The following is a 24,900-nucleotide window of genomic DNA, read 5'->3' on the forward strand; positions in this document are numbered from 1 at the left end:
CCGTTGCCGGGCCCCGTCCGGCGGGTATGCTCGCGGTGCGCCCGTCCGGAGGAGGCCCATGCCGCGCCAGCCCACCATGGCCGACATCGCCCGGCAGGCCGGCGTCTCCCGGGTGACCGTCTCCTACGCGCTGAACGGGCGCCCCGGCGTCTCCGAGCAGATGCGTGAGCGGATCCTCGGCATCGCCCGGGACCTCGGCTTCAACCCCAACACCTCCGCCCGGGCCCTGCACGGCACGGCCGCACGCCCGCTCGGCATGACCCTGCGCAGGCCCGCCTCGGACGCCCACACCGTCGAGGTGTTCCGCCGTGAACTGATCAGCGGCATCCAGACCGAACTGGCCGCCCGCGACCTCGGCCTGGCCCTGCAGTACGTCGGCGACGCGGCCGAGGAGGTCGCCGTCTACCGGCGCTGGCACGCCGAACGGCGGGTCGGCGGCGTCCTGGTGTGCGACCTGGAGGCCGACGACCCGCGCATCGGGCCGCTGGCCGCACTGGGGCTGCCCGCCGTCGTCGTGGGCGGCCCCGTCCCCGGGAACGCGCTCACCGGCATCTGGAGCGACGACGCCACCGCCGTCGAGGCCGTCGTCCGCCACCTGGCCGGCCTGGGCCACCGCGGCATCACCCGGGTCAGCGGGCCGGCGGGGATGCTGCACACCGCCGTCCGTGACGCCGCCTTCCGTACGGCATGCCGAGCGGCGGGAGTCGGGGCGAGCATCGCCTGCGCCGACTACACCGTCCGCACCGGCGGCCTCGCCACCCGGCGGGTCCTCAGCTCGCCGCACCGCCCGACGGCCATCGCCTACGACAACGACGTGATGGCGGTCGCGGGCCTGGCGGTGGCCCGCGAGATGGGGCTGCGGGTGCCGGCCGACCTGTCGATCGTCGCGTTCGACGACTCACCGCTCTGCCGGGCCGTACGCCCCGCCCTGACCGTCCTCGGCCGCGACATCGTCGCCTACGGCGCGCACGCCGCGCAGCTGCTGTTCGAGACGATCGAGGGCAGGCCGCCGGCCGCCGTCCTGGACCACACGGCCGTCCTGCTGGTCCGCGGGAGCAGCGGCCCGGCCCCGCAACCCGCCTGACGTCGCATCGGCCGGGCTCCGCCGCGGCCGTCGGCGGGCGTCAGGCCGACGGCCGGGCGTCCGCCGGGGCGCCGGTGCTGGCACGCGGCGCCAGATGGGCGGGCTCCACCGCGACCCCGACGGCCTCCCGCCCGTCGAGCGAGGCCAGCAGCAGCCGCGCCGCCTGCCGGCCGTACGTCGCGATGTCCCTGGACAGGGCGGTCAGCGCCGGGTGCACGATCCGGCAGACGGGGGAGTCGTCCCAGGCCACGACCGAGAGGTCCCCGGGTACCGACAACCCCAGCTCCTCGGCGACGGCCAGGCCCGCCACCGCCATGATGTCGTTGTCGTAGACCAGTGCGGTGGGCCGCCCGGCGGCGCCCAGCAGCTGCCTGGTGGCGCGGGCACCGTCCGGCCCCGTGTAGTCGGTGTACGCGCAGGGGGCGGCCTCCAGCCCGAGCCGACGGGCGTGCTCGGCGAAGGCCCCGGCGCGGATCGCGGTGTGCGCGAGGTCCGGGATGCCCGCCACGTGCCCGATCCGGCGGTGGCCCAGGGCCGCGAGGTACTCCACCGCCTCCTGGAGCGAAACGGCGTCGTCCGACCAGACGCTGGACACCGGCTCGTCGGCCGGCGGCGGGCCGATCACCACCGCGGGGAAGCCGAGTTCCCGCAGCACCGGCAGCCGTGGGTCGTGCTCGACGAGGTCGCAGACCAGCACGCCGTCCACCGCGTGCTCGTGCCGCCAGCGCCGGTACACCGCCGTCTCCTGCTCACGGCCGGCGACCATGTGCAGCAGCAGGGCGTAGGAGCGCAGCGACAGTTCGGCCTCCAGGCCGCTGATCAGCTCCATGAAGAACGGTTCGACCCCCAGCGTCCGGGCGGGCCGGTGCAGCGTCAGGCCGACCACCCTCGCCGGCGCCCCGGCCAGCGCCACGGCCGCCCGGTCGGCGTGGAAGCCCAGATCCTCGGCGGCGGCCAGGATGCGCCGCCTGGTGGCCTCCGACACGCCCGGCCGCCCGTTGAGGGCGTACGACACGGCCCCCTTGGACACCCCGGCCGCCCGCGCCACGTCGCTGATGGTCGGACGTCTCACCAGGGCTCCCGTCCCGCCGTCGGCCGCCTGCTGCGGGCCGCACGGCTCTCATGGCTTTCTCGGTTCACCGATGATACGCACCGGCGTTCGCCGCAACCAGCGGTTCGCCGCGACCGGGCGCCGACGGCGGCTGCCGCCGGACACCGCGGGCAGCACCCGGCCGCAGCCGCCGGGCGCCGGATTCGCCTGAATCCGGCCGAAGTTGAGCCCGCGTCGGTGGTGCGCCCGCTCTTGACGGCGTCGCCGCCCGGCCGTATGTTCATGCCGCTTACTCGGTTCATCTCAGGTGCGCTCCCGCCGTGAAACCAGCGCCGGACGGGCTGCGCGGCAGCAGCCGGCATCCCGCACGCCACCTGACGCCCGTCACGCCGCGCCCCCGCAGGACCCCATGGCCGACCCGGAGCACACCTCGGTGCCGCACCGGGCCGGCCACTGCGAGCGGACCGCGTGCCCCGGGCGGTCCCCCCCACCCCTCCACCAGAGAGCCGACCACCATGCGTCAAGCCCTCAGCAGGCTGTCCGCCCGCGGCGCCGCGCTCGCCGCGGCCCTCGCCGCGCTGCTCGTGACCGCCCTGCCCGTCCCGCAGGCCCAGGCCTTCCCCGCCACCCCCAAGGCCGGCGTCCTGGCCTACCTGCAGTCCGTCACCGGCAACCACATCGTCTCCGGCCAGCACAACAAGGAGCCCGCCTCCGCCCCCGCCCAGTACACCCAGCAGGTCAAGAACATCACCGGCCAGTTCCCCGGCCTGTGGGGCGGCGACCTGATGTTCAACCCCTCCGACGTCGCCAACCGGCAGAGCGTCGTCAACCAGGCCAGGACCGAGTGGGCCAACGGCTCGCTGGTCGCGCTCACCTGGCACGTCTGCCCGCCCACCCAGGGCAGCGGCTGCGCCTTCGACGGCGGCGTCAAGTCCAGCATCACCAATGACCAGTTCACCCAGATCGTCACCGAGGGCACCGCCCTCAACACCGCGTGGAAGAAGCGCCTGGACGAGGCCGTCCCCTACTTCCAGCAGCTCAAGGACGCCGGGGTGCCGGTCCTCTTCCGCCCGCTGCACGAGATGAACGAGAGCTGGAACTGGTGGGGCAACCGCCCCGGCGCGGGCGGCGGCGCCAAGCTGTACCAGATCACCCATGACTACCTCGCCAACACCAAGGGTCTCTCCAACCTCATCTGGGTCTGGAACGTGCAGGACAACCCCGCCGGCGGCTGGGCCAACTACTACCCCGGCTCCGCGTACGTCGACGTCGTCTCCCTCGACGCCTGGTACAAGAGCTACCCGAGCGCCGCGGACTACCAGCAGATGCTCGCCATCGCCGGCAGCAAGCCGATCGCGATCGCCGAACTCGGCAAGATCCCCACCGCTGCCCTGCTCGACAGCCAGCCGAAGTGGGCCTACTTCATGCTGTGGTCCGAGCAGTTGACCGGGAACAACACCAACGCCGAGATCCAGACCGGCTACTTCCTGCCGCGGGTCGTCAACCAGGGGGAGATCACCCTGCCCACCGGTGGCACCGGCGGCGGCACGGGGGCCATCACCGGCCTTGCCGGCAAGTGCGTCGACGCCCGGGCCGCCGGCACCGCCAACGGCACCGCTGTCCAGCTGTACACCTGCGCGTCCGGCACCGCCCAGACCTGGACGGTCGCCGGTGACGGCACCATCCGCAACCCCAACTCCGGCCGCTGCCTGGACATCACCGCGGCCGGCACCGCCAACGGCAGCAGGGTCCAGCTGTACGACTGCAACGGCACCACGGCGCAGCAGTGGCAGGCCCAGGCGTCCGGCCAGCTGAAGAACCCGCAGTCCGGGCGCTGCCTGGACGTCCCCGGCGGCAGCAGCGCCGACGGCACCCAGCTGCAGATCTGGGACTGCAACACCAACGCCTGGCAGAAGTGGACCCTGCCGGTCTGACCCCGGGAAGGCTCCGGCCGGACCGACCCGAGAACGCGCCCCGGCCGGACCGACCCGGCCGGGGCGCCCCCGACGACCGGACGAGCTGACGTGACTCTCCGGCGGCGCACCGGCCGATCCGCCACACGTTCGTGTCACCCACCGAGCGGGCCGCACCTTGGCTCCGGACGCCGAGCAGTGGATCCGGACGTCCGGCTGCCCGTCGAAGTGCTCGCGTATTCCTCCGGCGGTTCGGCAACTCCCCGTCGGCCGGCGCCGGCCCGTGAGACAGTGCTCGTTCCGGCACATGAACAGGGGTGGGTGAGTGCGACGTTCGGTGATGCTTGCGGTCGCGGCGAGCATGGTCGCGGTGATGGGGCCGGCGGCGTGCGGCGGAGGGGCGGAGTCCTCGCAGGCGACGCCGGGGGAGAGCGGGACCGCCGTCGCGTCGGCACCATCCACGCCCACGCCGTCCGCGACGCCCAGTGAGGACACGGAGGCGCCCGACCTCGCGCGGCGGGCCAGGGCGGCTCTGACCGGTTCGTCGTCGGTGTCGGTGCTGCACGAGCAGCCGAGCCAGGTCAAGAATCCTACGAACCGCGTCTCCTTCGACCAGCAGGGCAGCTGCGCCGGTGAGATGGCGGTGGAGCACGGGGCGATCCTGTTCCGGATGATCGGCGACGAGGCCTGGTCGCATCCGGACCGGACGTGGGTGGAGTACGACTCGGCGACGAGGAGCCACACCCCGCCGGAGGACATGGACGAAGTGCTTGCGCTCATGCTGAAGTGGTCCCCCCGTGCCGGGAACGAGGCGGTCATGAAGGACTACCGGGTGCGGTGCACCGTCAAGCCGGTGGCCGATCTGATCTGGAGCGACGCCCCGGAGACGAAGACCTCCCAGGTGACCCGGGTCGGCACCGGCACGGTCGGACAGACCCCGGTGGTCATCCTGCGCTCGGCCGGCCGCTCCGGCGTCGCGGTGGTCTCGGTCGCGGCGGAAGGCACGCCGTATCCGGTCAAGGTCGAGCTCGTCCCGTCGAACAGTCAGCCCGGGGCCACCTTCACGCTCGACGGGTTCGGCCAACCGCCGGGGATCGAGCGGCCCCGGCCGAGCGAGATACGGGAGCCTTCGACGAAGCCCTGAGACGGCACGTTCCGACATCCCACTGACAGATCGCCTTTCCCGCTGACAGCCGGCCGGCATCGCGCGGGCCCTGCGTCGCTTCCCCGTCCATCAGGGCGGGACGAGGATACGTGCGGGACGTCATCCATCGCTTCCACGCACCGCCCGGCGTGCCCGACCTCCCGGCCGGCCCGGTACGGTGCGCCGGCCGGGCATCGCGGCCCCCACCGACGACGGCCGGCCCGGGAGAGGAGCTCTCCCGGGCCGGCCCACCTGTCCTTCATCGGCCGGTGTCACCCCGGCCCGCTCCGCCCCCGCGGAGCGTCACCCGCGGCTCAGTACCGCGGGTTCACCCGGTAGATCGGGCGGTCCGGCACCCAGAAGTGGCTGGACCTCCAGATTCCGAAGGTGAACTTCACACCGTGGCTGCCCCGCTTGTTGGCGGCCTTGATGAACTGCTTGCCGACCTTCTTCATCAGGTAGGACAGCGCCCACAGGACGTATCCGGCGGCCCGGGCGGCGATGTGCGGCAGGCGCCGCAGGATCTTCGAGATGCCCTGGCTGATCTTGCCGGACACGTACAGCAGCACACCGATGGTGTTGCCCTCGGAGCGGCTGAAGTAGGCGGTCCACTTCTTCCGCCAGGACATCCCGGTCAGGTCGTCCATGGTGACCGGGTCGACCGGGTAGCCGTAGGCGTTCGGCGAGCCCTCCAGGACCGGGTCCGGCTGCAGGAAGCGGCCGGTGGTCGCGTCGTACAGGCGCACGCCCATCAGGGTGAGGTCGGAGAGGCCGTCGGCCTCGCGCTGGGCCCCGCCGAGCCAGCCGTAGTCGGTCGAGCCGGTGGCGTCGACGACGTTGCCGTACTCGTCGTAGTGGTAGACGGCGAGGTCCTCGGTGCCGTCGGGGGACATCTGGACCGACACGTCGCCGTGCAGGTTGGTCAGCAGCAGGATCGCGCCGCCGTCGGTGCCGGTGGCGGCCGTGAGCTGGCCGGTCAGGTCCTGGACGTCGCGGGTGAGCATGCCGGCCGCGTCCTTCGACCAGGCGGGGGTGTCCTCGCCGGCGTCGAAGTGGTTGGTCGACAGGCCGGTGACCGCCCAGGTCCCGTCCGTGCCCCTGGTCTCCGTGGTGGTGACCGCGAGGCGGCCGGAGGCGTCCAGGTCCCAGGTCTTGCGGGTGTCGCCGAGGCTCTCGCCGCGGACCAGGTCGTTGGCGTAGTAGCTCAGCTGGGTGCCCTTGGGCAGGGCGGTGGTGCGGCCGTAGGCGTCGTACGCGTAGCCGGCGTCGGTGAGGCGGTCGGCGGTGTCGTAACCGTGGTTCTCGGACTTGGTGACGGCGTCGGCGGTGGCCGGGTCGCAGTCGTCGGTCACGGTGGTGCGGTTGGTCCGGTTGCTGCTCCTGTCGAAGGTGTAGGACCGGGTGGCGCACCCCAGGCCGGTGGTGGCGGCGGCCTTGGTGAGGCGACCGGTGGCGTCGTAGGTGTAGGTGGTGCCGGTGGTGTTGCCGTCGGCCTGGGTGATGCCGGCCTGCTGGCCGTGGACGGTGAAGTCCGCGGTGTCGGCGAGCAGCACGGTGCCCGACTGGGTGGTGTAGGTCTTGCCGGTCTGGATGCCCCGGCTGTCGTAGGTGTTGGTCAGGGTGTTGCCGCCCGGCATGGTCTGGGTGACCAGCCGGCCCTCGACGTCGTAGGAGGCGGTGAAGGTGCCCGCGACCGAGTCGGTGAGCGAGGTGGGCAGTCCGCGCGGGTCCTTGGCGGTGTCGTAGCCGTAAGTGGTGCTGGAGGGCACCGAGTCCGACTTCTTCACCACCCGGTCCAGCTTGTCGTACTCGGTGGCGGCGACGTTGCCGGCGCCGTCGTCGTAGGAGACCAGCCGGCCGAGCTTGTCGTAGCCCTGCTTGATGGTGGCCCTGCCGTTGGCGAGGGTGGCGAGCTCGCCCGTGGCCGGGTCGTAGCCGAACGTGGTGTCGGGGACGGCGGTGCCGGTGCCTCCGGTGATCGAGACCTTCAGCGGGCGCCCGGCGGCGTCGTAGCTGCGGGTGGTGGTGCGGGTGACACCGTTGGCGACCTCGGTGACCACCGAGACGTTGCCCCAGCGGTCGTACTGGAAGGTCCGGGCCGGGGTCTGCGCCGGGTTGCTCCCGCCGCCGGTGACTGCGGCGGCCGGGCCGGTGGAGCAGACCAGGTCGGCCCACTCGGGGTGGCCGGCGCAGTCACCGGTGCCGGTGGCGCCGTAGTAGGCGGTCACCGTGGTGGCCGCGTCGGAGCCGGTCGAGTTGGGCCGGCTCTGGGTGGTCACCCGTCCGCTGCTGTCGTACCCGGTGCCGGTGGTGATCCTCAGGCCGGCCGGGTCCTGCACGGACTGCGTGGGCAGCCCCTGGGCCCAGTCGTACGCCGTGGCGGTGGTGCGGGTGTCGGCGTCGGTGGCGTACCCGTCGATCCGGGCGCCGGTGGTCACCGAGGTGGCGCGGTCACTGACCGAGGCGCCCGCCGGGCGGCCCTCGTCGTAGGCGGTCACGGTGGCGGCGCGGGCCGCGACCTCGGCGCCGGCGGCGAGCGCCGGGCTGCTGCCGGAGGCGGCCAGGCCGTGCTCCAGGGTGACCAGTTGCAGCGGGTCGTAGCTCTCGACCAGGCGCTTGCCGTCGGCCGAGTACACCGAGGCCGAGGAGAGCACCTGGGCGCGGTCGGCCGTGGAGCGGCCGGCGATGCCGAGGGCGCGCAGCTTGGCGAGGTCGGTGCCGGTGGTGGCCAGGGCGAGCACGCGGTTCTCCGCGGAGAGCGTGCGGACCTGGCTGCCGAAGGCGTTGTACTCGGTGGTGGTGATGCCGCCGCCGGGGGTGGCGGTGTTGACCTCGCGCCCGGAGGCGTTGGTGTACGTCAGCGAGGCGCGGTTGTAGGCGGCGGTGCCGAGCGCCTTGCCGTCGTGGCCCGCCGGGACGGCGTCGGGCGGCAGGACGGCGGTGGCGTCGGTCGGGGCGTCGCTCTGGCCCCAGGCGGCGACGTCCGACGGGCCCAGCGGGTACGGCGCGTTGTTGCCGCTCAGCGGGACGTCGTAGACCACCGAGGTGGTGGCGGTGCCGTCGGTGACGTCCGTGCTGCCCTGCTTGAGGGTGGGGCGGGAGGCGGCGAGCAGCATGCCGTCACCGGCGGTGGCTGCGTTGCCGGCCTTGCCGTACTCCAGGGTCCACGGCAGCTCGCCGGGCTCGGCCGCGGTGGTGACCCGCCCGGCGGCGTCGTAGCCGTAGGTGGTCTTCAGCGCGGGGCTGATCCGCGGGTCCCAGACCTCGCGCAGCCGTCCCTGGTCGTCGTAGGCGTACTGCGAGACGACGACCGGGGTGGCCGCGGAGGCGCCCGGGTCGGTGGACCAGAGCCGGATCTGCTTCACCTGGCCGGTGAAGTCGCCGGTGGCGGAGGAGGTGGCGGTGGTGGCGCCGGCGTAGACGTACTCCAGCACCCGGCAGCCGACCGTGGACGGCACGGCCGCGCAGTTGGCGGAGGCGGTCGCCGAGGTCGCCGCCACCACGTACTTCGGGCGGGCCAGGGTCTTGCCGCCGGCCACGACCTTCTCCGAGACCACCGAGGTGGTGGAGTTGTCGCTGGGCAGCGAGGAGCCGCCGGCCTGCCAGGTGGTGGCGGCCGGGTCGACCTTGGCGAAGGTGACCGTGGTGCCCGCGGTGTCCTTCAGGGTGAAGGATCCGGTGAGCGCCCCGGTCAGGGTGAGGTCCTCGGCGCCGGGCTCGGGCTTCCAGCCGCCGGCGCCGGTGGCGGTGAAGCCGACCTCGGAGCCGTCCGCGGAGACCAGCGAGAGGGAGGTCGCCGAGGTCTGGCGGACGTAGGTGTAGTCGGCGTCGGTGATCTCGGCGCTGGTGCCGGAGCTCCACTGCGGGCCGAAGATCGCCGCCTGGCCCTCCTGGGCCGAGCCGTTGACGGGCCGGCGGGAGGAGAAGGAGCGCTCGGCGCTCAGGCCGAAGCCCTCGGCGTCGGTGGCCGACAGGGTGAGGTCACCGGTGAGGGTGTTCACCTCGCCGGGGCCGACCGGCGTCTGGGGGGCGTCGCCCGCGTTGCGGTCCACCGTGACGGTGTTCGGCTCGGTGGCGTCGGTGGCGGCGCCGTCGGTGAAGACCGCGCGGACGTCGACCGGGCCGTTCTCGGCCAGGGTGTCGGTGATGTTCCAGTTCAGCGGGGCCGGCTTGCCGGCGGCCGCGGCGAACGGCCAGCCGGCCACCGCCTTGCCGTCGGTGGTGGTGACGTTGGCGGCCGGCACGTCCTTCCAGGCGTCCGTCTCGCCCCGGCGGTACTGGTAGCGCACGCCGGTGTAGGTGCTGTTGCCCTCGGCCTGCAGCGAGGTGCGGCGGGCCGGGCGCTCGCCCGCGCCGGGCGCCACCAGCGCGGAACCCTTGCCCGCGTAGAAGGTGTACGTCCGGTCGGCGGAGACGTTGCCCGCCGCGTCACGGGTGTGCGCGGTCACCGTGTGCGCGCCCGCCTTGAAGGTGAGGGCCGCCGTCACCGCCGCGCCGGTGGTCGCCGCGGTCACCCAGGCGCCGCCGTCCAGCCGGTACTGCACGTCCTTCACGTCGGAGGACGGCGGGGTGAAGGTGAAGGAGCCGGTGTACGAGCCGCCCGCGTCCGGGGTGCCCGACCACTGGCCGGCCGGGAAGTCGCCGGAGGAGACGGTGGTGGCGCCCGGCGCGGTGGTGTCCACGGTGAGGGTGCGGAAGGCCGACCAGGCGCTGTTGGCGGTGCCGTCCCAGGAGCGCGAGCGCCACTTGTAGGCACCGGCGGCCAGCGCCGTGCCGGGGGACCAGGTGATGGTCGATCCGGAGGCCGCGTAGGCGGAGCGGCCGGACTGCAGGGCCGCGGTGCCGTTGGCCGCCCAGACCTCGAAGTCCAGCGCCACGTTGCCGCCGTCGGGGTCGGTCGCCTTGGCGGACAGCGCCGGGGTGGCGTCCCCGGTGAGGGCGGCGTCGGCCGGGGTGAGCAGGGTGGAGACGGCCGGCGGGGTGTTGTACGTCACCGACAGGTAGGGCGTGTTGGAGGACGCGTTGCCGGAGTTGAACTTCTTCCAGCCGTACGGGTCGCTCTCGTCGGTGGCCCGGATGCCCAGCGTGTTGGCGCCCTTGCCGTTGCCGGCCCAGGCCTGCACGAGGGAGGTGATGTCGGTGTTCACCCAGCCGTCGTTGCAGGAGCTGGAGTAGCCCTTGGTCGCGGTGGTGGTCGCCCACTTGCGGTTCCAGGTGGGCTGCGCCGTCCAGCGGGTGGCGGTGGAGGCCGAGTTGGTGTCCCAGACCTCCCAGCTCTTCGCGGTGCAGGACCAGGAGTGGAAGTTCCACAGGTTGAGCTTGCCGCTGGTGATCTGCTTCCCGCTGATCTGCGCCATCGGGAACTGCAGGAACGAGCGGGCCACCTGTCCGGAGCCGTTGTTGCCGAGCTTCAGCTCGGTCTGCGCCGAGACGTCGGTGGCGTAGCCCTGCTGGACGAAGGTGTCGAAGCCGACGCCGATGTTGACCGCCGGGTCGACGGTCACCGGGTACTTGGTCCCCGGGTCGTTCAGGAAGGCCGCGTCGGGGGTGAGGGTCAGGTCGATGTCGTCGCCGCGCTGCGCCACCTTGAGGCCGACCGGCGCCGTGCGGGTGTGGTCGCCGGAGCGTTCGTCGACCTGGGCGTCCCACATCACGGGGGCGGGCAGCCGCCCGGCCTCCTGGCCGTTCTTCGGGTCGACGAACGACACCGAGCCGTCGGCGTTCTGCCGGGCCTGCAGGCCGGCCGCGTTCAGGGTGAGCGTGACGGTGCCGTTGGCGGCGACCGCCGAACGGTCCTTGAGCTCCAGGAACTGCTCGAAGCCCGTCCGGGTGGACTCGATGACCAGGTCCGTGGCGGTCAGCGCGTCCGTGTAGCGGGCCCGGTGGCCGTCGATGCCAGGGGCGGGCAGCGCGCCGCGCCAGGACAGGGACATCGCGGTGCCCGCGCCGTTGTCCAGCGAGACCAGCGGCACGGCGGGGGCCTGCTGGTCCCCGGCCGGGGCGCCGGACGCCTTGAAGCGGGAGACGGCGGCGGCCGGGGTGGCGCCGGCGAGGGTGAGGCCCAGGGGGTGGCCCTTGGCCTTGACGCCGCCGTCCGGCTGCCGGGCGAGGTCGACGTCGATCGGCTGGAACCGGCCGGAGCGGTCCTTGTAGCGGATCGGGCCGGAGGCCATGTCGAGGGTGGTGGTGCCGTCCGGGTTGATCCAGGTGGTGCTGGACTCGGTCCGCTCGCCCACCACCTCGATCCGGCGGTTCTGCAGGCGGGCCTTGAGGTGGGCGGTGGCGACGTCCTCGGCCTCGGCCGGGCCGAGCGCCTTGGCCGCCGGTGCGGCGGGGGACTTCGGGGCGACGGCGACGGCCTGGCCGGTCGCCATGAGGACGGCCGCCGACTCGGCGGCGATCACCAGGGAGAGGGCGATGGCGGTGCGGCGCAGCAGTGCTCCGTGCCGCCGTCGGGGGGAGGGTGGTGGGACGTCCCCGGACCGGTGTCCGGGACCGTGCTGGCGTGCCATGGGGCTCCTTGTTGTGTGTATGACAGGAGCGGACCCGGGAGGGTCCGCTGCGAACCGGCCAAACTCAGGGCCGGCGAGGATCGGTGGAAAGCGGACGGGCGGCAGGAAAACGCCTCCGTCGCGGGACGGGATTCGTGACCGGACGGCCTACGGCGGGGCGAGGGCGAAGCGTCCGACGGCCCCCTCGGCGAGCGCCCGGCCGAGCAGGGCCCTGGCCCGCCGTTCGGCCTCGGCGCGGTCGGGGGCCCGGACGAAGAGGACCAGCCCCAGTCCGCGCGGCCCGCTCCTGGCGCGGATGTGCTCCAGGCCGTCCGCAGGCCGGGCGTACCCCCACAGGGCCTCCTGGACCACAGCGGCCACCCCGTCGCCGGGCGCCGCGGCCCCGTCGGTCGACGGGGCCGCGGGCAGGTCCGGCGGGTGGTCCGGACGGAGCGTCAGGTACACGGCGAACACGGCAGGTCAGGTCCAGTCGTCCCAGCCGATCCCCGGCTTGTCCGTGGCGAGGAGGGCTGCCCCGGCCGGTGCGGCGCCTCGAACCGGCGCGCCAGCAGGCGGGGTGTCCCGGTCGATGTGCGGGCCGGCCGGGAGCGCCGGGTCTGACGGGGTTTCCGGGGCGGCGGTGACAGCGGTGGCGTACGGGGCGGGGGAGGCGGCGAGGGCCGGGGTGGCGGCGGTCGCGAGGGTGAGCGCCAGGGCGGCGGCGGCGAGCAGTCGGGCGGACGTGGACACGGTGGTTCCCGTTCTGTCGGGCGGCGGGAGGAGGGCGGTGGAGCATCGGGGCGCAGGGTGCCGAAGGGTCGCGTGGGGTCTGCGAGGGCGGCCCCCCGCGGGTCCTGCGCACCTCGGGGGGCCCACCCGGAATCCTTCCGGCGCCCGCCCCGCAGGGGGAGGGCTACCGCCCGGCAGCAAGCGGACAGGCAGCTTGCTGCAACCCCCTCCGGCGCGCCGGCGCACCCCCGGCGCACCCTTGACCGGATCATGCCTTGCTGGCCGCCGGCGACGGCTGACAAGATCGGCCCGGCTGGGCCGACCGGACACCAACCCGTCGCGATCAGGGGTCTAGAAGTGCTGAAGCTGCTGGGTCTGGACGCGACCGCGGAGGCCGTCTACCGCGAGATGCTGGCCGACCCCGAAGGCGGGGTCGCCGAACTCCGCGAACGGCTGGACCTGCCCGAGCCCGACATCCGCGCGGCCCTGGACCGCCTGGCCGACCTCACCCTGCTGCGCGCCTCGCGTGAACGCCCCGGCGCCCTCTGGCCGGTCAGTCCCGAGCGCGGCCTCGAACTGCTGCTGCGCCGCCAGGAGGAGGAACTCGCGCGTCGCCAGCAGGAACTGGAGGTCAGCCGGGCCGCCGTGGCGCGCGCCGTCGCCGAGTACGCCGTGCTGCGCCCCAACACCCTGGTGGACGGCGCCGAGCGGCTGGTGGGCCTCGACGCCATCCAGGCGAAGCTGGAGGTGCTCACCGGCCGGCTCGCCGGCGAGTGCCTCGCCGTGATGCCCGGCGGGGCCCAGTCCGCGGCCAGCCTGGCGGCCTCACGGCCCTTGGACGAGGACGCCCTGCGGCGCGGGGTCAGGTTGTTGACGATCTATCAGGACAGCGTCCGGAACGACCAGGAGACCTTCGCCTACGCGCAGTGGATGACCGACCTCGGCGGCCGGGTGCGGACCGCGCCCGTGCTGCCGCCGCGGATGCTGGTCTTCGACCGGCGCACCGCGGTGGTGCCGATCGACCCGCAGCACACCAAGCTCGGCGCCCTCTGCACGGAGGAACCCGGGATCGTCGCCTCGCTGGTCGCACTCTTCGAGCAGACCTGGGAGAACGCTGTCCCGCTCGGCGCCGACCGTCCCGAGGACGGCCGGACGGGCCTGAACGCCGGGGAACGGGAACTGCTGCGGCTGCTCTCCACCGGGCTGACCGACGAGATGGCGAGCCGGAGGCTGGGGGTCTCGGTGCGAACGGTGCGGCGTCAGATGGCCGCCCTGATGGAGCGGCTGGATGCGGCGAGCCGCTTCGAGGCGGGCCTGAAGGCGGCCCAGCGGGGCTGGCTGTAGGGCCTGCCCGGGCCCTGGGGCCGAGGGCCGCCCGGCACATCGCGCGTTGCCGGCAGCGATCTCGTGCCGCACCAGCCGGCGCTCGTCCTGGTGTGAGGGCGGCGGTCTTACTTGGAAATCCGTTTCGGTCGGACGGGATCAGCAACACAATGGAGGGGGTTGGTTCGCAGCGTGGCGGGAAGCCAGAGACCCCGTCACGGGGCAAGTCACCCGGCGCTACGTAACCCTGGCGGAGCTCCTCGTACGACTGGGATCCTTCGGGCTCGGCCTCACCTGGAAGGTGCGAACCGACCACCCTCGGCTGGATGCGGCGTGCGCCGCGCTGGAAGGTGCTTCGACGGGCGTCGGAATCGGCACCCTGGAGTTGTTGGCGCAGGCCGCGCCCGACCTGCAGACGGTCGACGGGGACTTCAGGGGGTATTCGGGTGGGGAGCTTGCGGTGACCTTGAGAGAGTTCGACAGCACGAGCTGGGACGTCTGCACCGCCGATGCACGGGTACTGCGCGAGGTCCGGGAGAACTACCCGGATGCCGCGCCGACCCCTCCCGGCGATTGGGACATGTAGGCCGTCGGTCAGACGATGCCGGACACCTTCCTGCTGAGGCGGACCACCGTCGCGTCGAACTGGCCGTGGCCGTCCTCGAAACCCGCCACCGCGTGGCAGCCGAGGTCGGCCAGCACATGGAGGTTGATGTCCTCGCCCATCGGCATCAGGCCGTCGGTGCCGTCGGTGAAGAAGAACGCGAGGTGGGCGCGGAGGCCGGGGTGGGGGATCGCGTCCAGGGCGTCCTGCCACTCCTCCTCGGGTTCGGCGCCGAAGTCGACGAGGCTCTGCGGTCCGTCGCCGAGGACGCACGCGGCTCGCAGCGCACCCAGCAGGGTGCCGTCGGAGACCAGCCGCGGGAAGTACACGGACCACGTGCCGGCGGCGGCGGGGCCGGTGAGGTCGACGCCGTGCTGCTCGACCAGCGGGGCGAGGTCCGCGCCGCGGATCAGGCGCGGGACGAAGCAGGCCGCGTCGACCGCGTCGACGAAGGCCGCCGGGAAGGCGGAGCCGCTCTCCGCAGGGACCCGGAACTCGAATATCGACCGGGCGGCGTCGAACGCGAAGGTCCCGTCGGCCTCGTCGAACACGAAGCCCTCCCACCGGACCGGCTCGGCACCGCTCAGCGCGGCCGGACCCACCCAGGCCGGATCCTTCCCGAAGCCGGTCTCGTACAGCATGTTGCCGCCGATCCGGACCGCGTGGTCCGCGGCGGGGTCGGCTTCGGCGAACGGCAGGTCGAGCAGGCGGCCGAAGGCGGCCGTGAGCAGGTGCTCCCAGTCGGAGCCGGTGGTGGTGTCGGTCATGGCCCGCACTGTAGCGGCGGCCGCCGACACCGGACGCGGGTCCGGCGTGCCCGACCGGCTGCTCATCCGCGGTCGGGCAGCGGCACGTCCGGTGGCGGCAGCACTACTCCCGCGGCCGATCCTTGGCGCGCCGGCCGATGACGAGGCCGGCCCCCGGCAGCGGGAGGAACCTGAACGGCTCCGGGACCAGCAGGAACGTGAGCACAGCGAAGACGGTCAGCAGCGCGACCACCTCGATGCCGAAGCGGTGGCCCCAGATTGCGGGCGATGCCCTTCGGCCTTCGCCGCGACGGGTCTGTTCGCGCGAGTCCGGCGAGTCCGGCGATTCCGCAGGCATTGCCACATGACGCCTCTCAACGGGCTGGCTCTGTAGGGGGCGGGCGTGGCAACCCGCGAGCGGCTATCGGAGGGGATGGCAGAACATGCCCTGGACCAGGTGACGACCGGTCACTCCTCCGCCACCGTGTTCCTGGGCCCGCGGACCCGGGACCGCGGATCCCGACTCCGGCGCCGGGCACGCCCTGGTCTGGGGCGCCGGCCACAGCCGTCGGGATCTGGGCGCGGGCACCAGTGCCACGGCGCTCAACACCTCGGGCCACATCGCCCGGCCAGGCGTACAGGGCCTTGCCCGTCCGGCTACGCGGGCACCCACCAGGAGGCGGCCCGGTTGAGGGCGAGATCCGCTCGCCTGCCGGCCTCGCCGACGCGGCGGGAGGGTGTGAGGGCCGACGGCAGGAAGTCCGAGCGGGGCTGCGGCCGCGCCGCCCCATCGTCGGTCTCGGCGGCCAGCAGGGCGCTCGCGGTCCTGACGTTCGCAGAGGCCGCGGCCTCGGACATCATGCGGGCCGCGTCGACAGCATCCGTCGCAGGCGGGACGACCAACAGGTTCAGCCGGCGCGGGGCGTACGAGCAGACCATGATCATGTGCTCGTCCTGCTCGGTGGTGAACCAGCCCACGTGGACGGTGTGACCCGCGACCGGGATCCGCGGGGGCACGGTGGGCCACTGCGCGGGGTTCACGGTGATCCGGGTGACCCGGCCCCACCGCTTGTCGATCTCGGCGGCGAGGGAAGGGAGTTCGAGAAGGAGATCACGCGAGCGGGGCCACCAGGCTCCGTCCAGCCGGCCGGCCCGCGCGCCGTCGGGCGTCAAGGAAAGCCGCAGGGGGGATTCGGAGGCCGTCGGCGTCGTCGCACGGTCGAAGGTCACGGTCATGTCCTGGACCTGTCCCCGGGTCCATTCACATGGGCCCGGCGTTGCCGGTCTCCGGAGACGAAGCCGGTACGGGGCCGGCATGCGATGTGCCTTCGGTGATTCCCAGGCTACTCCGGTGCGGCGCCCGACCCACCATGGCCGCGGGACGTACCCCTACGGCCCCGGGGCCGGATGACGGCCGCCCGCGACCCCGCGACCCGCGGAGACGGGGGTCGCGACGCCGACCGATGGTGCTCGGCTGCGCCGCCCGCCCTGCGCGGACTGCCCGTCATCTGCGTGTTGGCCGAAGGGCAGCAGCTGCGAATGAGGTGGAGCGGACAACCATACGGTGGAGCGGTCGGGAGCGGTCGGGAGCGGGCAGGGTGTCCGGTATGTCTGAGCGTCGAAATCGTCGTCGTAGCCGCGTCGGACGGACTGCTGGTGGACGTCACCGAGTGGAGCGCGGAGGAGCTGGCCGACGGTGTCGCGCTGCTCACCGAACTCGGGACGTACGGGGCCGGCGGACGGTCCCCGAACGGTTGCCCGCTCCGCTGGGACTGATAAGGCGACAGCGCCTGACCCGTCGGCGCGAGGGCCAGAGGGGCCCCTCGCCGGCCCGGGTCGGCAGGTCGACCATGGCGCTCGGACCCCAGCCGGGCTGAAAGACTGACGGGATGCCCGCTGATCGCCGGGCGCTGTGGCGCCCGTTCCCCGAGCCCCCGTCGACGCCCCGCTGCCCACTGAGGGCAGGGACCGGCCGCTGCCGCCGGAGTGTGCCCCCCTTTCTGCGGGCGCCGGCCCCACCATGGACGACCAGGCGCAGCACCCGGTCACGGTGACGCGCCACCGGCGCTTGGGCCCCGGCGGCGCGGCCCCTCCCGCAGGGGACAAGGCCCACTGACCGTCCCGGCACCGCGGGCCCGAGAGCGCGCTGAGGCCGCCCGCCACCGAGGCCCCCGCCGACGCGGTCGCGCTTCCGCCGGGCGTTGTGGCGGCTGCCGCCGAGGGTGAGCTACCCGGTCCGCGTCACCGTGTCCTGGAGCCGAGGCGCCCCAGCAGCTGCTCCAGTTGTGCGCGCAGGTGCTACCGATTCGGGAAAGGCGGAGGATGGAGAGCAGCGCAGCTCCCGGCCGCGCCCGCATGCGCCGTGCCGGTCTGGAGCGTCCGGGCTGGAAGGACTCCACGATGTTCGAGGAACGAAGGGCTCGCAGGGAAGCCAATCACGCCTTCGAGAACGGGGAGGGCGTGACCCGGTACAGCATGCAGCAGAAGATGATCGCCATCGGTGACGACTACTGGATCGACAACGACGCCGGGGAGCACGTCTACAAAGTCAACGGGAAGGCCCTACGCGCCCGGCGGACCTACCACATCGAGGATCCCCGGGGCCACCGGGTCGCGACCGTGCAGAGCAGGCCGATGCGGATCAAGGACTCCATGGCGATCGAGGATGCCGACGGGCACCGCCTCGCGGTCGTCAAGAAGGCCCTGGTCAGCCCGGTCCGTGACCGGTGGAGGATCACGCAGGAGGACGGCGACGAGCTCACGGTCGAGGGCAACGTCCTCGACCACGAGTACACCATCGAACGCGACGGTTACAAGATCGCGGAGGTCTCCAAGAAGTGGTTCCGGGTCAGGGACACCTACGGCGTGGACATCGGCCCGGGTGCCGACCACACCACTGTCCTGGCTGCGGCCGTCGCCATCGATTCGATGGCTCATCCCGGCGACTGACCCTGGCACGCTCGACGCCGGCTCCCCGCGGTCCACCCTGGAGGGGGCGTGAGTCCGCGCCGGACGGACCTGCCACCGTGGCGGGTCAGGGCGGCCAGGTCCATCCGGCGAATCTGCTCATGCGGCCAGGGGCCGAGGGCAGGAGCGGACCTCCGCGATGCCGGGCCGGCGGTCCGGATCGAGACTGACGAAAATGGACTGCACGGGATGGGGACTGCACGGGATGAGGTCGCCGGACAGGTCGCCGGTGACGCTGTGGAGGGTGCCGGGGAAGGGAACGGTGCCCGGTAGTCGGGGGTGACGGCGGGGCCGGGGTTGGCGCCGCAGGCCTCAGGACGCGGCGGGCTGGGTGTCGCTCAGTGGCGACGGCGGCTTCTGGTGGACGTACGTGGGCCCCGGCCGGTCGATCCGGTCGGGGCCCACTTCGATCGGTCAGTGCTTGAGGGCGTCCTTGGCGTGCTCGCCGGCCTGCTTGATGTCGGCCTTGGCCTGGTCGGCCTTGCCCTCGGCCGTCAGGCGCTCGTTGCCGACGGCCCTGCCCGCCGTCTCCTTGGCGGCGCCCTTGAGCTTCTCGCCGGTGTTCTCGATCTTGTCGCCGGTGCTCATCGTGCTCTCCTCGCAGTCGCCCTGCCGTCGTGCTGACGAGAGGACGCCTGCCCGGCCCGGCCGGGAAGATTCGTACGAATATGCGTGCCGTGCCGGGGCAGTCGGCCGTTCGACACGACACCTACGGATCCCGCGGAGGCCACCATGGTTCCCCTTCTTCTCGTTCTGCTCCTGGCCTTGCTCCTGTTCGGTGCGGGCTTCGCGCTGAAGGCCCTGTGGTGGGTGGCGATCGTCGTCCTGGTGGTGTGGCTGCTGGGCTTCTTGGCGCGTGGCACACATTCCTCGGGCCGGCGCCACCGCTGGTACCGCTGGTAGGAGCCGGGCGAACAGGGTCTGGCCGGTGGCGGGGTGGGGCGCGGGCAGCGCCCACCCCGCCTCCGTGCGGGCGAACCCCTTCGGGCGTCCCGGCGGATGGGCGGTCGCAGGGCTCACGTGAAGTTGAGTCGATGCTTGTCAATGAACATATGTCGGCGCTATAACTTTCTTGTCGATGGGCCCGGCAGATTATCTGTTGGGGCGGGATCCTTCCTGCCACTGCCGACGGCTCGTTCCCCTGCGAATGTGAGGAGTTGAATCACCGTGCTGATGCGTACCGACCCCTTCCGCGACTTCGACCGTCTCGCGCAGCAGCTGCTCGGTACCCCCGGGAAGCCCACCGGGATGCCGATGACGGCCTTCCGCGACGGCCAGAGCTTCGTCCTGCGTCTGGATCTCCCGGGTGTCGACCCGGCGTCCATCGACCTGGACGTCGAACGCAACGTGCTGACCGTCCGCGCGCAGCGCCCGGCCGATCTGCCGCAGGGCGCGCAGGTGCTGGCCGACGAGCGCACCCTGGGGACGTTCACCCGGCAGGTGTTCTTGGGCGACGCGCTGGACACCGACCGCATCGAGGCCGGCTATGACCAGGGCGTCCTCACCGTGAGGATCCCGGCGACGGAGCAGGCCAAGCCCCGCAAGATCCGAATCACCGGCCGCACGCAGGCCGACACCCCCGCGGCCGTGCGGCCCCCGCACGAGCCCGAGCCGGCCCGCCGCGAGGCCCAGCGCGAGGCGGTCAACGCCTGACAAGTCCCCGAGCTCGCCCGCGCGGCCCCGGCGCCGGGGCCGCGCGGGCCGCCGGCGGCAACCCGAATGCCATGGCTTCTAGGAGTTGAGATGACGACCAGCACCTTCCCGCCGCACCGGGCACCACGGACCGGCCCCGATCCGGCGCCCACCATCGGCGCGGCATGCCGCGGCCTGCTGGTGGGGCTGCTGACCCGCCCCGGTGGCGCCTGCGCCGCGCTCGTGACCCTGCCCGACGGCCGCCGGGCGGTCACCACCGCACTGCAGGGCCGGCAGGCCCGCCAGGTCGAGGAGGCGCTGGTCGGCCGGCTGCGCCCGCCGACCACGGCGACGGGCCGTCAGCTGGTGCGCTGGCTGGAGCATCCGCTGCCCGCCGAGCTGAGCTCGGCCGGCCCGGCGGACGTCACCCTCGCCGCTGTCACCGTGCCGGCGAACGCCGAGGAACTCGCAGCCGTCTGACGCGCCGCGACGAAACCGACCTGCCACCCTTGGGGAGGCCCAGTGACCTTCACCGTGTCCGCCGTGCTGTTCTTCGGCGTGGTCCTGGGCGTGCTCGTCCGCAGCCGACAGACGACCGGCCTCGCCGCCTGTGTCGCCGTCGCCTTCGGTTTCCTGCTCGCCTCCACCGACTTCGCCCCCGCCGTCCGTGACCTGCTGAGCCGCGCGGTCTCCGTGGGCCAGTGAGGCCACGAGCACCGCCGGGCCGCGGCTGCGTGACGACAGGTCCCATCGAGACGCACCCGTATACCAGTCAATTGTTCTGTTGCGGACACATGCGGCCGACCGGGGAGGCAGGCCGACCCGCACCACCGAACGCCCCACCGCAGCACAACAGGGAGAGCGACCCTCATGACCGTTCAGTACGTGGCGCCGACCACCGCCCCCGCCGATCGCATCACCGGGCAAGTCCTTCCCGTTGCCCCGGCGTCGGCCCTGCCGAGGGCGGAAAATCCCCGCGAGGTCGCGCCCGCCGATGCCCGGGCCCTGTCCAAGGACCTCTTCCTGCGGCTGCGGGACCTGGAGGAAGGCACCCCGGAGTACTCCTACGTCCGCGGCACCCTCATCGAACTCAACATCGCCCTGGTGAAGTTCACCGCCCGCCGCTTCAGCCACCGCAGCGAACCGATGGACGACATCATCCAGGTCGGCACCATAGGCCTGATCAAGGCCATCGACCGCTTCGACCCCACCCTGGACTACGAGTTCTCCACCTTCGCCCTGCCCACCATCACCGGCGAGATCAAGCGCTACTTCCGCGACACCTCCTGGATGGTCCACGTCCCGCGCCGCATGCAGGAGCTGCGTCTCACCCTGGCCAAGGCCGGCGACGACCTCCAGCAGGCCCTCGACCGAGCTCCCACACCCCGGGAGATCGCGCAGCACTTGTCGATGGACGAGCAGGACGTCATCGAGGGGCTGAAGGCCGCCGAGGCGTACAGCACGCACTCGCTGGACATGCCCGGCGACGACGAGGACGCCGAGGGCAGCATCGCCGCCCGGTTCGCCGTGGAGGAGAAGGGCTTCGAGGCGGTCCTGGACCTGGAGAGCCTCAAACCGCTCGTGGCAGCCCTGCCCGACCGCGAGCGCGCGATCCTCTCCATGCGCTTCGGTGCCGAGATGACCCAGTCCCAGATCGGGGAGCGCCTCGGGGTCTCACAGATGCACATCTCCCGCATCCTCAACCGCACCCTGAGCCGCCTGCGGGAAGCCCTCCTCACCGAGCAGTAATGGATGTGCGTGGGCCGTCCCACAGCGGCGGGACGAGACCGGGGGAGTGGCTCGCCACCAGCTGAGGGTCCCGGTCGAGCCACGGGTTGCCAAGTGCGGCCCCGCGGACGGCCCAAGTCGGCTCCCGTCAACACCAGAGGGACCGGGCCCGGCACGGGGACCGGCGATCAGGGAGAGGCGTGGTGGGCATGAGCGCCCAGAGCGCCGAACACGGGGCACGGCGGCTGCTGCGCTGTTGCCGGCGGCGCCCAGGAGCACGTGGGCACCCAGGCGGTGGCGCAGCGCGCCGTTCACCTCGCCGTTCCCGCCCGGGACGATCTCGCCCGAGCGCCCGCCGCACCGCCTCGGCGAACATCTCCAGCACCCGCCGGTGCCCCCGGTCGCTCTGCCGCGCCGCCGGCGTCTGGGTCCACGCGGCGGCCCGCTCCCCGACGGCGCCGGGGCCAGTGCCTCGCGCACCGCCCGGCCTACCTCGGGCCCGTCGTCGTCGCGGGTCACGTCGGTCGGCGGGACGCGGCGCCCCTGCGGGGCTGCTCACCGGCCCGCGTGGGACAGACCTCGCCGAGGAAGTCCGGCAGGTCGTCCGACACCTGTCCCGGATCCCCGGTCTGCAGACGGCGGTGTGCGCCTGCCAGGACGGAGTTCCCACTGGCGGCGGTCGGCGCCGTCCGGCTCTGCCGGCCCTTTGGCCGGGGTCGCGGCCGAGTGGGCTACGGGGGCGCCCGTGGCCGGTCGTGCTGGTGGTGTTGGGGATTGAGGGCGTGGCGCAGGGCGGGCAGGTCGGTGAGGGCGGCTTGTTCGGCGAAGCGGGCGAGGAGCCGGCGTAGGACGTGTTCGTCGCGGTCGTGGACGGCTTCGGTGAGTGCGGCCAGCAGCGAATCCCGGGTGCGCGGGGGATGCGTGGCGGGTGCACGCGCCTCAGTCGCCGACTGCTGTTCCTCCATTGCCGGTCCTTTCGTTCATCGGCGCCGTCCTGGCGTTGCGGCATCGGCCGTCGCTGTTCGGGCCGAAGAATACCTGCCCCTTGGACAGCGAAAAATCTATGCTGGCTGGAGTAGACATTGCCACGTGTCGTGGTTAGTGTTTCTCCCGTAGCAAGCAGTCAAGCGGTACCCGCCAGACATGAACTGGCGGGCAGCAGGACGGAAGTTCGCAGGTCGGCACGGTTGTGGGGTTCCGAAGCCAGGGTTGGTGCAGTTCGGCGACGGGACCGGCGGCCGGGCCGGGTGGCCCGCAGGTGTCAGGGGCCACCACCCAGCGGTACCGCAGAAGCAGTACCCGGCAGGTGGAAGCCGGGTTGGCATTTCCGGCAGTCGCAGTACGAGGTATCCCGGTGAAGGCGCTCAGGCTGCGGGCGCGCGTGCCGGGAGGTCCGGGCAGTGGGGTTCCAAGCCAGGGAAAGTGCAGGACGGGCGACGGGGCTGGCTGCCGGACACGGTGACCCTTCGAGGTCGCCACAGCGGTACCAGGCAGGTGGCAGTTCAGCGGTACCCAGTAGTAGCAGTACCCGTGTTGAGAAGAACCAGCGGTACCGAGCAGTACGCAGGTCAATTCCCGCAGAGGATGAACGGAGGGACAGAGCGCCATCAGGATCGCCCGGCCCGTGAGGATTGTTCGTCCGGGCGGACACCGCAGACCCCCCAATGACGAAGGACGGTGGTTTCCGGTCACGCATACGCGATCCCCGCACGCCCCCTCCCCCGGGGCAGTGCGGACCTAAGAAGCCCGGCCCGAGGCCGGTAGATGGTGATGTATCCCTTCGGGGCCCCGGAGCCGCCACGGCACCGGGGCCCCTCCACGCGTCCCCGACCCCGTCCGGAAGAGGTGCAGTGACGACGGCAACCATCCGACCCCACAACCCCACCCGCGACTCCGGCCCCGACTCCCTCGACGACGACTACCCCGTCTGCACCATGGGCCGCGCCGCCGAGATGACCGGCACCACCGCCGGCTTCCTGCGCGCCCTCGGCGAACAGGGCCTCATCACCCCGCCCCGTTCGGAGGGCGGTCACCGCCGCTCCTCCCGCTGCCAAGAGGCCCTGCGCCTCAACGAACAACCGCGCCGCGACGCCGGCGACCCCGAGCCGACCGCCGACAGCTAGACGCATCAGCCTCGCTTCCTGAACCGGTCCGCGGTGAGCGGCAGACGCTCACGCGGACCCCGGACCTCCCGCCGCGGGCACGTGTACGCCCCCCGCCCCGGCGCAGCGACCCACCTGCCGCGAACGCGTGGGGCGACCCGGCTGCCTCGACCGCACCGGGTCGGCCCGACCTGACCGAAGGGACCACGACGTGCTTCACGCCGACGTCGAGCACCTGGACAGCTCCTCCACCTGGGTGCGTCTGCGTGGCGACCTCGACCAGGACAGCGTCCCCGTACTGGAGCGAACCCTGCGTCGCTGCCTGGCGGCAGGCCGCCCACGCCTCTTCGTCGACTGCGCCGAACTGCGATTCTGCGATTCCTCGGGACTCAACGCCCTGCTGCGCGCCCATCGTGCGGCCGGTGACCTGGGCGGGGCTGTGCTGTTGGTCCGTCCGTCCGACGGGCTGCTGACCCGGCTTCACCTGGCGGGCCTGGACCAGGTGCTGACCGTCCGGCACGACCTTCCCGCCCCACTGCCTTCCGGGCGATCCGCCGACCTGATGTAACTCCCCCGGGGACGTACCCGCGCGGCTGCGGGCCGAGCGGGCGCCAGGGTGATGGGGTTTGCCGGGTACGCAAGGGGGCCAGGACTGCTTCCGATCCGGTCGGGCCCGGAACGGTCACCCGCCGGTGCCGGGCCCGGCGGCAGCGGGGAAGGCGGCGGCCGGCGGCCGGGAAGGCAAGGTGGCAAGAGACGGGAGCCTTGGGACAGTCCCTCCCGGAACAGGCCGGGCGACCGGCGGGCCTGGACGACCGTCGGCAAGCCGGAACAACGCGAGGCCGGCCACGCGACGAGCGGCCGAGTGCCGGGCGGGCGCGGGCCTGGGGGAGCGGGATTTCGCCTTGGGGGCGGTGCAGGCTCAGGCCTGGATCCTCGGCTGCACCGGCGACCAGCCCTGAGCCGGCCACCCGGAGCCCAGGAAGGCCGGGAAGGAGCGGGCGTGAGGTGGGTGGTTACCGGGGCAGGGCCGGACGGCCGCACTGCTCCAGGATCTCCAGGACCTCCCCGAGGCTCACGTCCTCGTCCTCCACCGCGGGTCCGAGCGCCCGGCCGTGCCGGAACGCACCGTGGGGGTGGAAGGTGAGGGCGAGGATCCAGCCGGGGCGGGTGAGCCTGACCGGGCCGTTCGGCTGCCGCTCGATGTGCCACCCGTACAGGCCTGCCGTCGTCACCAGGTAGTGCGCGTCGTGGCTCAGCGGCGAGGCGGTCTCGGTGTCGACCATGCACCCGATGGTCCCCCGCCGCCCCCGGACCCCGCCACCGGGGGCACGGGGGATCGGGCGAAGCGCGGGGTGCCTGCGGCGCAGTTCCCGCCGACCGGCC

General features: G+C 72.9%; 23 protein-coding genes. 13 read left to right on the forward strand and 10 right to left on the reverse strand.

The window, feature by feature from the left end:
* The first annotated feature begins 58 nt into the window (after positions 1–58).
* Complete coding sequence (locus tag IE329_RS01260; RefSeq protein ID WP_190208842.1) at positions 59–1,084, forward strand: LacI family DNA-binding transcriptional regulator; 1,026 nt, start codon at positions 59–61, stop codon at positions 1,082–1,084.
* 40 nt (positions 1,085–1,124) lie between these two features.
* Here IE329_RS01260 and IE329_RS01265 read toward each other — a convergent pair whose 3' ends face one another.
* The gene (locus IE329_RS01265) at positions 1,125–2,156 is read right to left on the reverse strand and encodes a LacI family DNA-binding transcriptional regulator (protein ID WP_190208843.1); all 1,032 of its coding nucleotides are present in this window, start codon (positions 2,154–2,156) and stop codon (positions 1,125–1,127) included.
* A gap of 494 nt (positions 2,157–2,650) precedes the next feature.
* On the opposite strand from IE329_RS01265, the gene IE329_RS01270 reads away from it, so the two are divergent.
* Positions 2,651–4,069, forward strand: a complete 1,419-nt coding sequence (locus IE329_RS01270; protein ID WP_190208844.1) for a glycosyl hydrolase — start codon at positions 2,651–2,653, stop codon at positions 4,067–4,069.
* A 304-nt stretch (positions 4,070–4,373) separates the two neighbouring features.
* Positions 4,374–5,192 (forward strand): hypothetical protein, encoded by an 819-nt coding sequence (locus IE329_RS01275; RefSeq protein WP_190208845.1) that lies wholly within the window; start codon positions 4,374–4,376, stop codon positions 5,190–5,192.
* Positions 5,193–5,506: 314 nt separating this feature from the next.
* Here IE329_RS01275 and IE329_RS41370 read toward each other — a convergent pair whose 3' ends face one another.
* The 3 genes from IE329_RS41370 to IE329_RS01290 all read right to left on the reverse strand — a co-directional run bounded on the left by IE329_RS41370 (position 5,507) and on the right by IE329_RS01290 (position 12,433).
* A complete protein-coding gene (locus tag IE329_RS41370; protein ID WP_190208846.1) occupies positions 5,507–11,704 on the reverse strand; it encodes a DNRLRE domain-containing protein in 6,198 nt (2,065 codons plus the stop codon).
* Positions 11,705–11,851: 147 nt separating this feature from the next.
* Complete coding sequence (locus tag IE329_RS01285) at positions 11,852–12,148, reverse strand: hypothetical protein (protein ID WP_190208847.1); 297 nt, start codon at positions 12,146–12,148, stop codon at positions 11,852–11,854.
* A gap of 15 nt (positions 12,149–12,163) precedes the next feature.
* A complete protein-coding gene (locus IE329_RS01290) occupies positions 12,164–12,433 on the reverse strand; it encodes a hypothetical protein (RefSeq protein WP_190208848.1) in 270 nt (89 codons plus the stop codon).
* A gap of 336 nt (positions 12,434–12,769) precedes the next feature.
* Here IE329_RS01290 and IE329_RS01295 point away from each other — a divergent pair, with 336 nt between their 5' ends.
* Both IE329_RS01295 and IE329_RS01300 read left to right on the forward strand, forming a co-directional pair.
* A complete protein-coding gene (locus IE329_RS01295) occupies positions 12,770–13,756 on the forward strand; it encodes a helix-turn-helix transcriptional regulator (RefSeq protein ID WP_190208849.1) in 987 nt (328 codons plus the stop codon).
* Between the two features lie 280 nt (positions 13,757–14,036).
* Positions 14,037–14,321, forward strand: coding sequence for a hypothetical protein (locus IE329_RS01300; RefSeq protein ID WP_229927072.1), 285 nt, complete (start codon positions 14,037–14,039; stop codon positions 14,319–14,321).
* Between the two features lie 8 nt (positions 14,322–14,329).
* Here the strand turns inward: IE329_RS01300 and IE329_RS01305 are convergent, their stop codons facing one another.
* From IE329_RS01305 to IE329_RS01315, 3 genes are all read right to left on the reverse strand, one after another.
* The gene (locus tag IE329_RS01305) at positions 14,330–15,106 is read right to left on the reverse strand and encodes a hypothetical protein (RefSeq protein WP_190208850.1); all 777 of its coding nucleotides are present in this window, start codon (positions 15,104–15,106) and stop codon (positions 14,330–14,332) included.
* Between the two features lie 103 nt (positions 15,107–15,209).
* Positions 15,210–15,443: a hypothetical protein gene (locus tag IE329_RS01310; protein WP_190208851.1), complete on the reverse strand. Its 234-nt coding sequence runs from the start codon at positions 15,441–15,443 to the stop codon at positions 15,210–15,212.
* 299 nt (positions 15,444–15,742) lie between these two features.
* Positions 15,743–16,315 (reverse strand): DUF5994 family protein, encoded by a 573-nt coding sequence (locus IE329_RS01315; protein ID WP_190208852.1) that lies wholly within the window; start codon positions 16,313–16,315, stop codon positions 15,743–15,745.
* A 1,092-nt stretch (positions 16,316–17,407) separates the two neighbouring features.
* Here IE329_RS01315 and IE329_RS01320 point away from each other — a divergent pair.
* Positions 17,408–18,034, forward strand: a complete 627-nt coding sequence (locus IE329_RS01320; RefSeq protein WP_229927074.1) for an LURP-one-related/scramblase family protein — start codon at positions 17,408–17,410, stop codon at positions 18,032–18,034.
* Positions 18,035–18,466: 432 nt separating this feature from the next.
* Here the strand turns inward: IE329_RS01320 and IE329_RS01325 are convergent, their stop codons facing one another.
* Entirely contained in the window at positions 18,467–18,640 is a 174-nt protein-coding gene (locus IE329_RS01325; RefSeq protein WP_190208853.1) for a CsbD family protein, read from the reverse strand.
* Between the two features lie 144 nt (positions 18,641–18,784).
* Between IE329_RS01325 and IE329_RS01330 the strand changes: the two genes are divergently transcribed.
* The 5 genes from IE329_RS01330 (at position 18,785) to IE329_RS01350 (ending at position 21,433) form a co-directional block, all read left to right on the forward strand.
* Positions 18,785–18,955 (forward strand): hydrophobic protein, encoded by a 171-nt coding sequence (locus IE329_RS01330; protein WP_190208854.1) that lies wholly within the window; start codon positions 18,785–18,787, stop codon positions 18,953–18,955.
* A 264-nt stretch (positions 18,956–19,219) separates the two neighbouring features.
* Positions 19,220–19,705 (forward strand): Hsp20/alpha crystallin family protein, encoded by a 486-nt coding sequence (locus IE329_RS01335; RefSeq protein WP_190208855.1) that lies wholly within the window; start codon positions 19,220–19,222, stop codon positions 19,703–19,705.
* Between the two features lie 90 nt (positions 19,706–19,795).
* The gene (locus IE329_RS01340; protein ID WP_190208856.1) at positions 19,796–20,164 is read left to right on the forward strand and encodes a hypothetical protein; all 369 of its coding nucleotides are present in this window, start codon (positions 19,796–19,798) and stop codon (positions 20,162–20,164) included.
* Between the two features lie 42 nt (positions 20,165–20,206).
* Complete coding sequence (locus IE329_RS01345) at positions 20,207–20,389, forward strand: hypothetical protein (RefSeq protein ID WP_190208857.1); 183 nt, start codon at positions 20,207–20,209, stop codon at positions 20,387–20,389.
* Positions 20,390–20,554: 165 nt separating this feature from the next.
* Positions 20,555–21,433 (forward strand): SigB/SigF/SigG family RNA polymerase sigma factor, encoded by an 879-nt coding sequence (locus IE329_RS01350; protein ID WP_190208858.1) that lies wholly within the window; start codon positions 20,555–20,557, stop codon positions 21,431–21,433.
* A 710-nt stretch (positions 21,434–22,143) separates the two neighbouring features.
* On the opposite strand, the gene IE329_RS01355 is transcribed toward IE329_RS01350, so the two are convergent.
* A complete protein-coding gene (locus IE329_RS01355) occupies positions 22,144–22,377 on the reverse strand; it encodes a hypothetical protein (protein ID WP_190208859.1) in 234 nt (77 codons plus the stop codon).
* Between the two features lie 885 nt (positions 22,378–23,262).
* Here IE329_RS01355 and IE329_RS01360 point away from each other — a divergent pair.
* The gene (locus IE329_RS01360; RefSeq protein WP_373311035.1) at positions 23,263–23,535 is read left to right on the forward strand and encodes a MerR family DNA-binding transcriptional regulator; all 273 of its coding nucleotides are present in this window, start codon (positions 23,263–23,265) and stop codon (positions 23,533–23,535) included.
* Between the two features lie 190 nt (positions 23,536–23,725).
* On the forward strand, positions 23,726–24,082 hold the full coding sequence (locus IE329_RS01365; protein WP_190208860.1) for an STAS domain-containing protein: 357 nt from the start codon (positions 23,726–23,728) through the stop codon (positions 24,080–24,082).
* A gap of 448 nt (positions 24,083–24,530) precedes the next feature.
* Here IE329_RS01365 and IE329_RS01370 read toward each other — a convergent pair whose 3' ends face one another.
* Positions 24,531–24,800, reverse strand: coding sequence for a hypothetical protein (locus tag IE329_RS01370; RefSeq protein WP_190208861.1), 270 nt, complete (start codon positions 24,798–24,800; stop codon positions 24,531–24,533).
* Between the last annotated feature and the right edge of the window lie 100 nt (positions 24,801–24,900).

It is taken from the genome of Kitasatospora indigofera, assembly GCF_014655955.1.
GTDB lineage: Bacteria > Actinomycetota > Actinomycetes > Streptomycetales > Streptomycetaceae > Kitasatospora > Kitasatospora indigofera.

Excerpts from the sequence above, each read along its gene's own strand:
- IE329_RS41370 (WP_190208846.1), bottom strand. The coding sequence starts at position 11,704 with ATGGCACGCCAGCACGGTCCCGGACACCGGTCCGGGGACGTCCCACCA.
- IE329_RS01310 (WP_190208851.1), bottom strand. The coding sequence starts at position 15,443 with ATGCCTGCGGAATCGCCGGACTCGCCGGACTCGCGCGAACAGACCCGT.
- IE329_RS01340 (WP_190208856.1), top strand. The coding sequence starts at position 19,796 with ATGACGACCAGCACCTTCCCGCCGCACCGGGCACCACGGACCGGCCCC.
- IE329_RS01330 (WP_190208854.1), top strand. The coding sequence starts at position 18,785 with ATGGTTCCCCTTCTTCTCGTTCTGCTCCTGGCCTTGCTCCTGTTCGGT.
- IE329_RS01320 (WP_229927074.1), top strand. The coding sequence starts at position 17,408 with ATGGAGAGCAGCGCAGCTCCCGGCCGCGCCCGCATGCGCCGTGCCGGT.
- IE329_RS01305 (WP_190208850.1), bottom strand. The coding sequence starts at position 15,106 with ATGACCGACACCACCACCGGCTCCGACTGGGAGCACCTGCTCACGGCC.
- IE329_RS01370 (WP_190208861.1), bottom strand. The coding sequence starts at position 24,800 with ATGGTCGACACCGAGACCGCCTCGCCGCTGAGCCACGACGCGCACTAC.
- IE329_RS01325 (WP_190208853.1), bottom strand. The coding sequence starts at position 18,640 with ATGAGCACCGGCGACAAGATCGAGAACACCGGCGAGAAGCTCAAGGGC.
- IE329_RS01260 (WP_190208842.1), top strand. The coding sequence starts at position 59 with ATGCCGCGCCAGCCCACCATGGCCGACATCGCCCGGCAGGCCGGCGTC.
- IE329_RS01270 (WP_190208844.1), top strand. The coding sequence starts at position 2,651 with ATGCGTCAAGCCCTCAGCAGGCTGTCCGCCCGCGGCGCCGCGCTCGCC.
- IE329_RS01355 (WP_190208859.1), bottom strand. The coding sequence starts at position 22,377 with ATGGAGGAACAGCAGTCGGCGACTGAGGCGCGTGCACCCGCCACGCAT.
- IE329_RS01350 (WP_190208858.1), top strand. The coding sequence starts at position 20,555 with ATGACCGTTCAGTACGTGGCGCCGACCACCGCCCCCGCCGATCGCATC.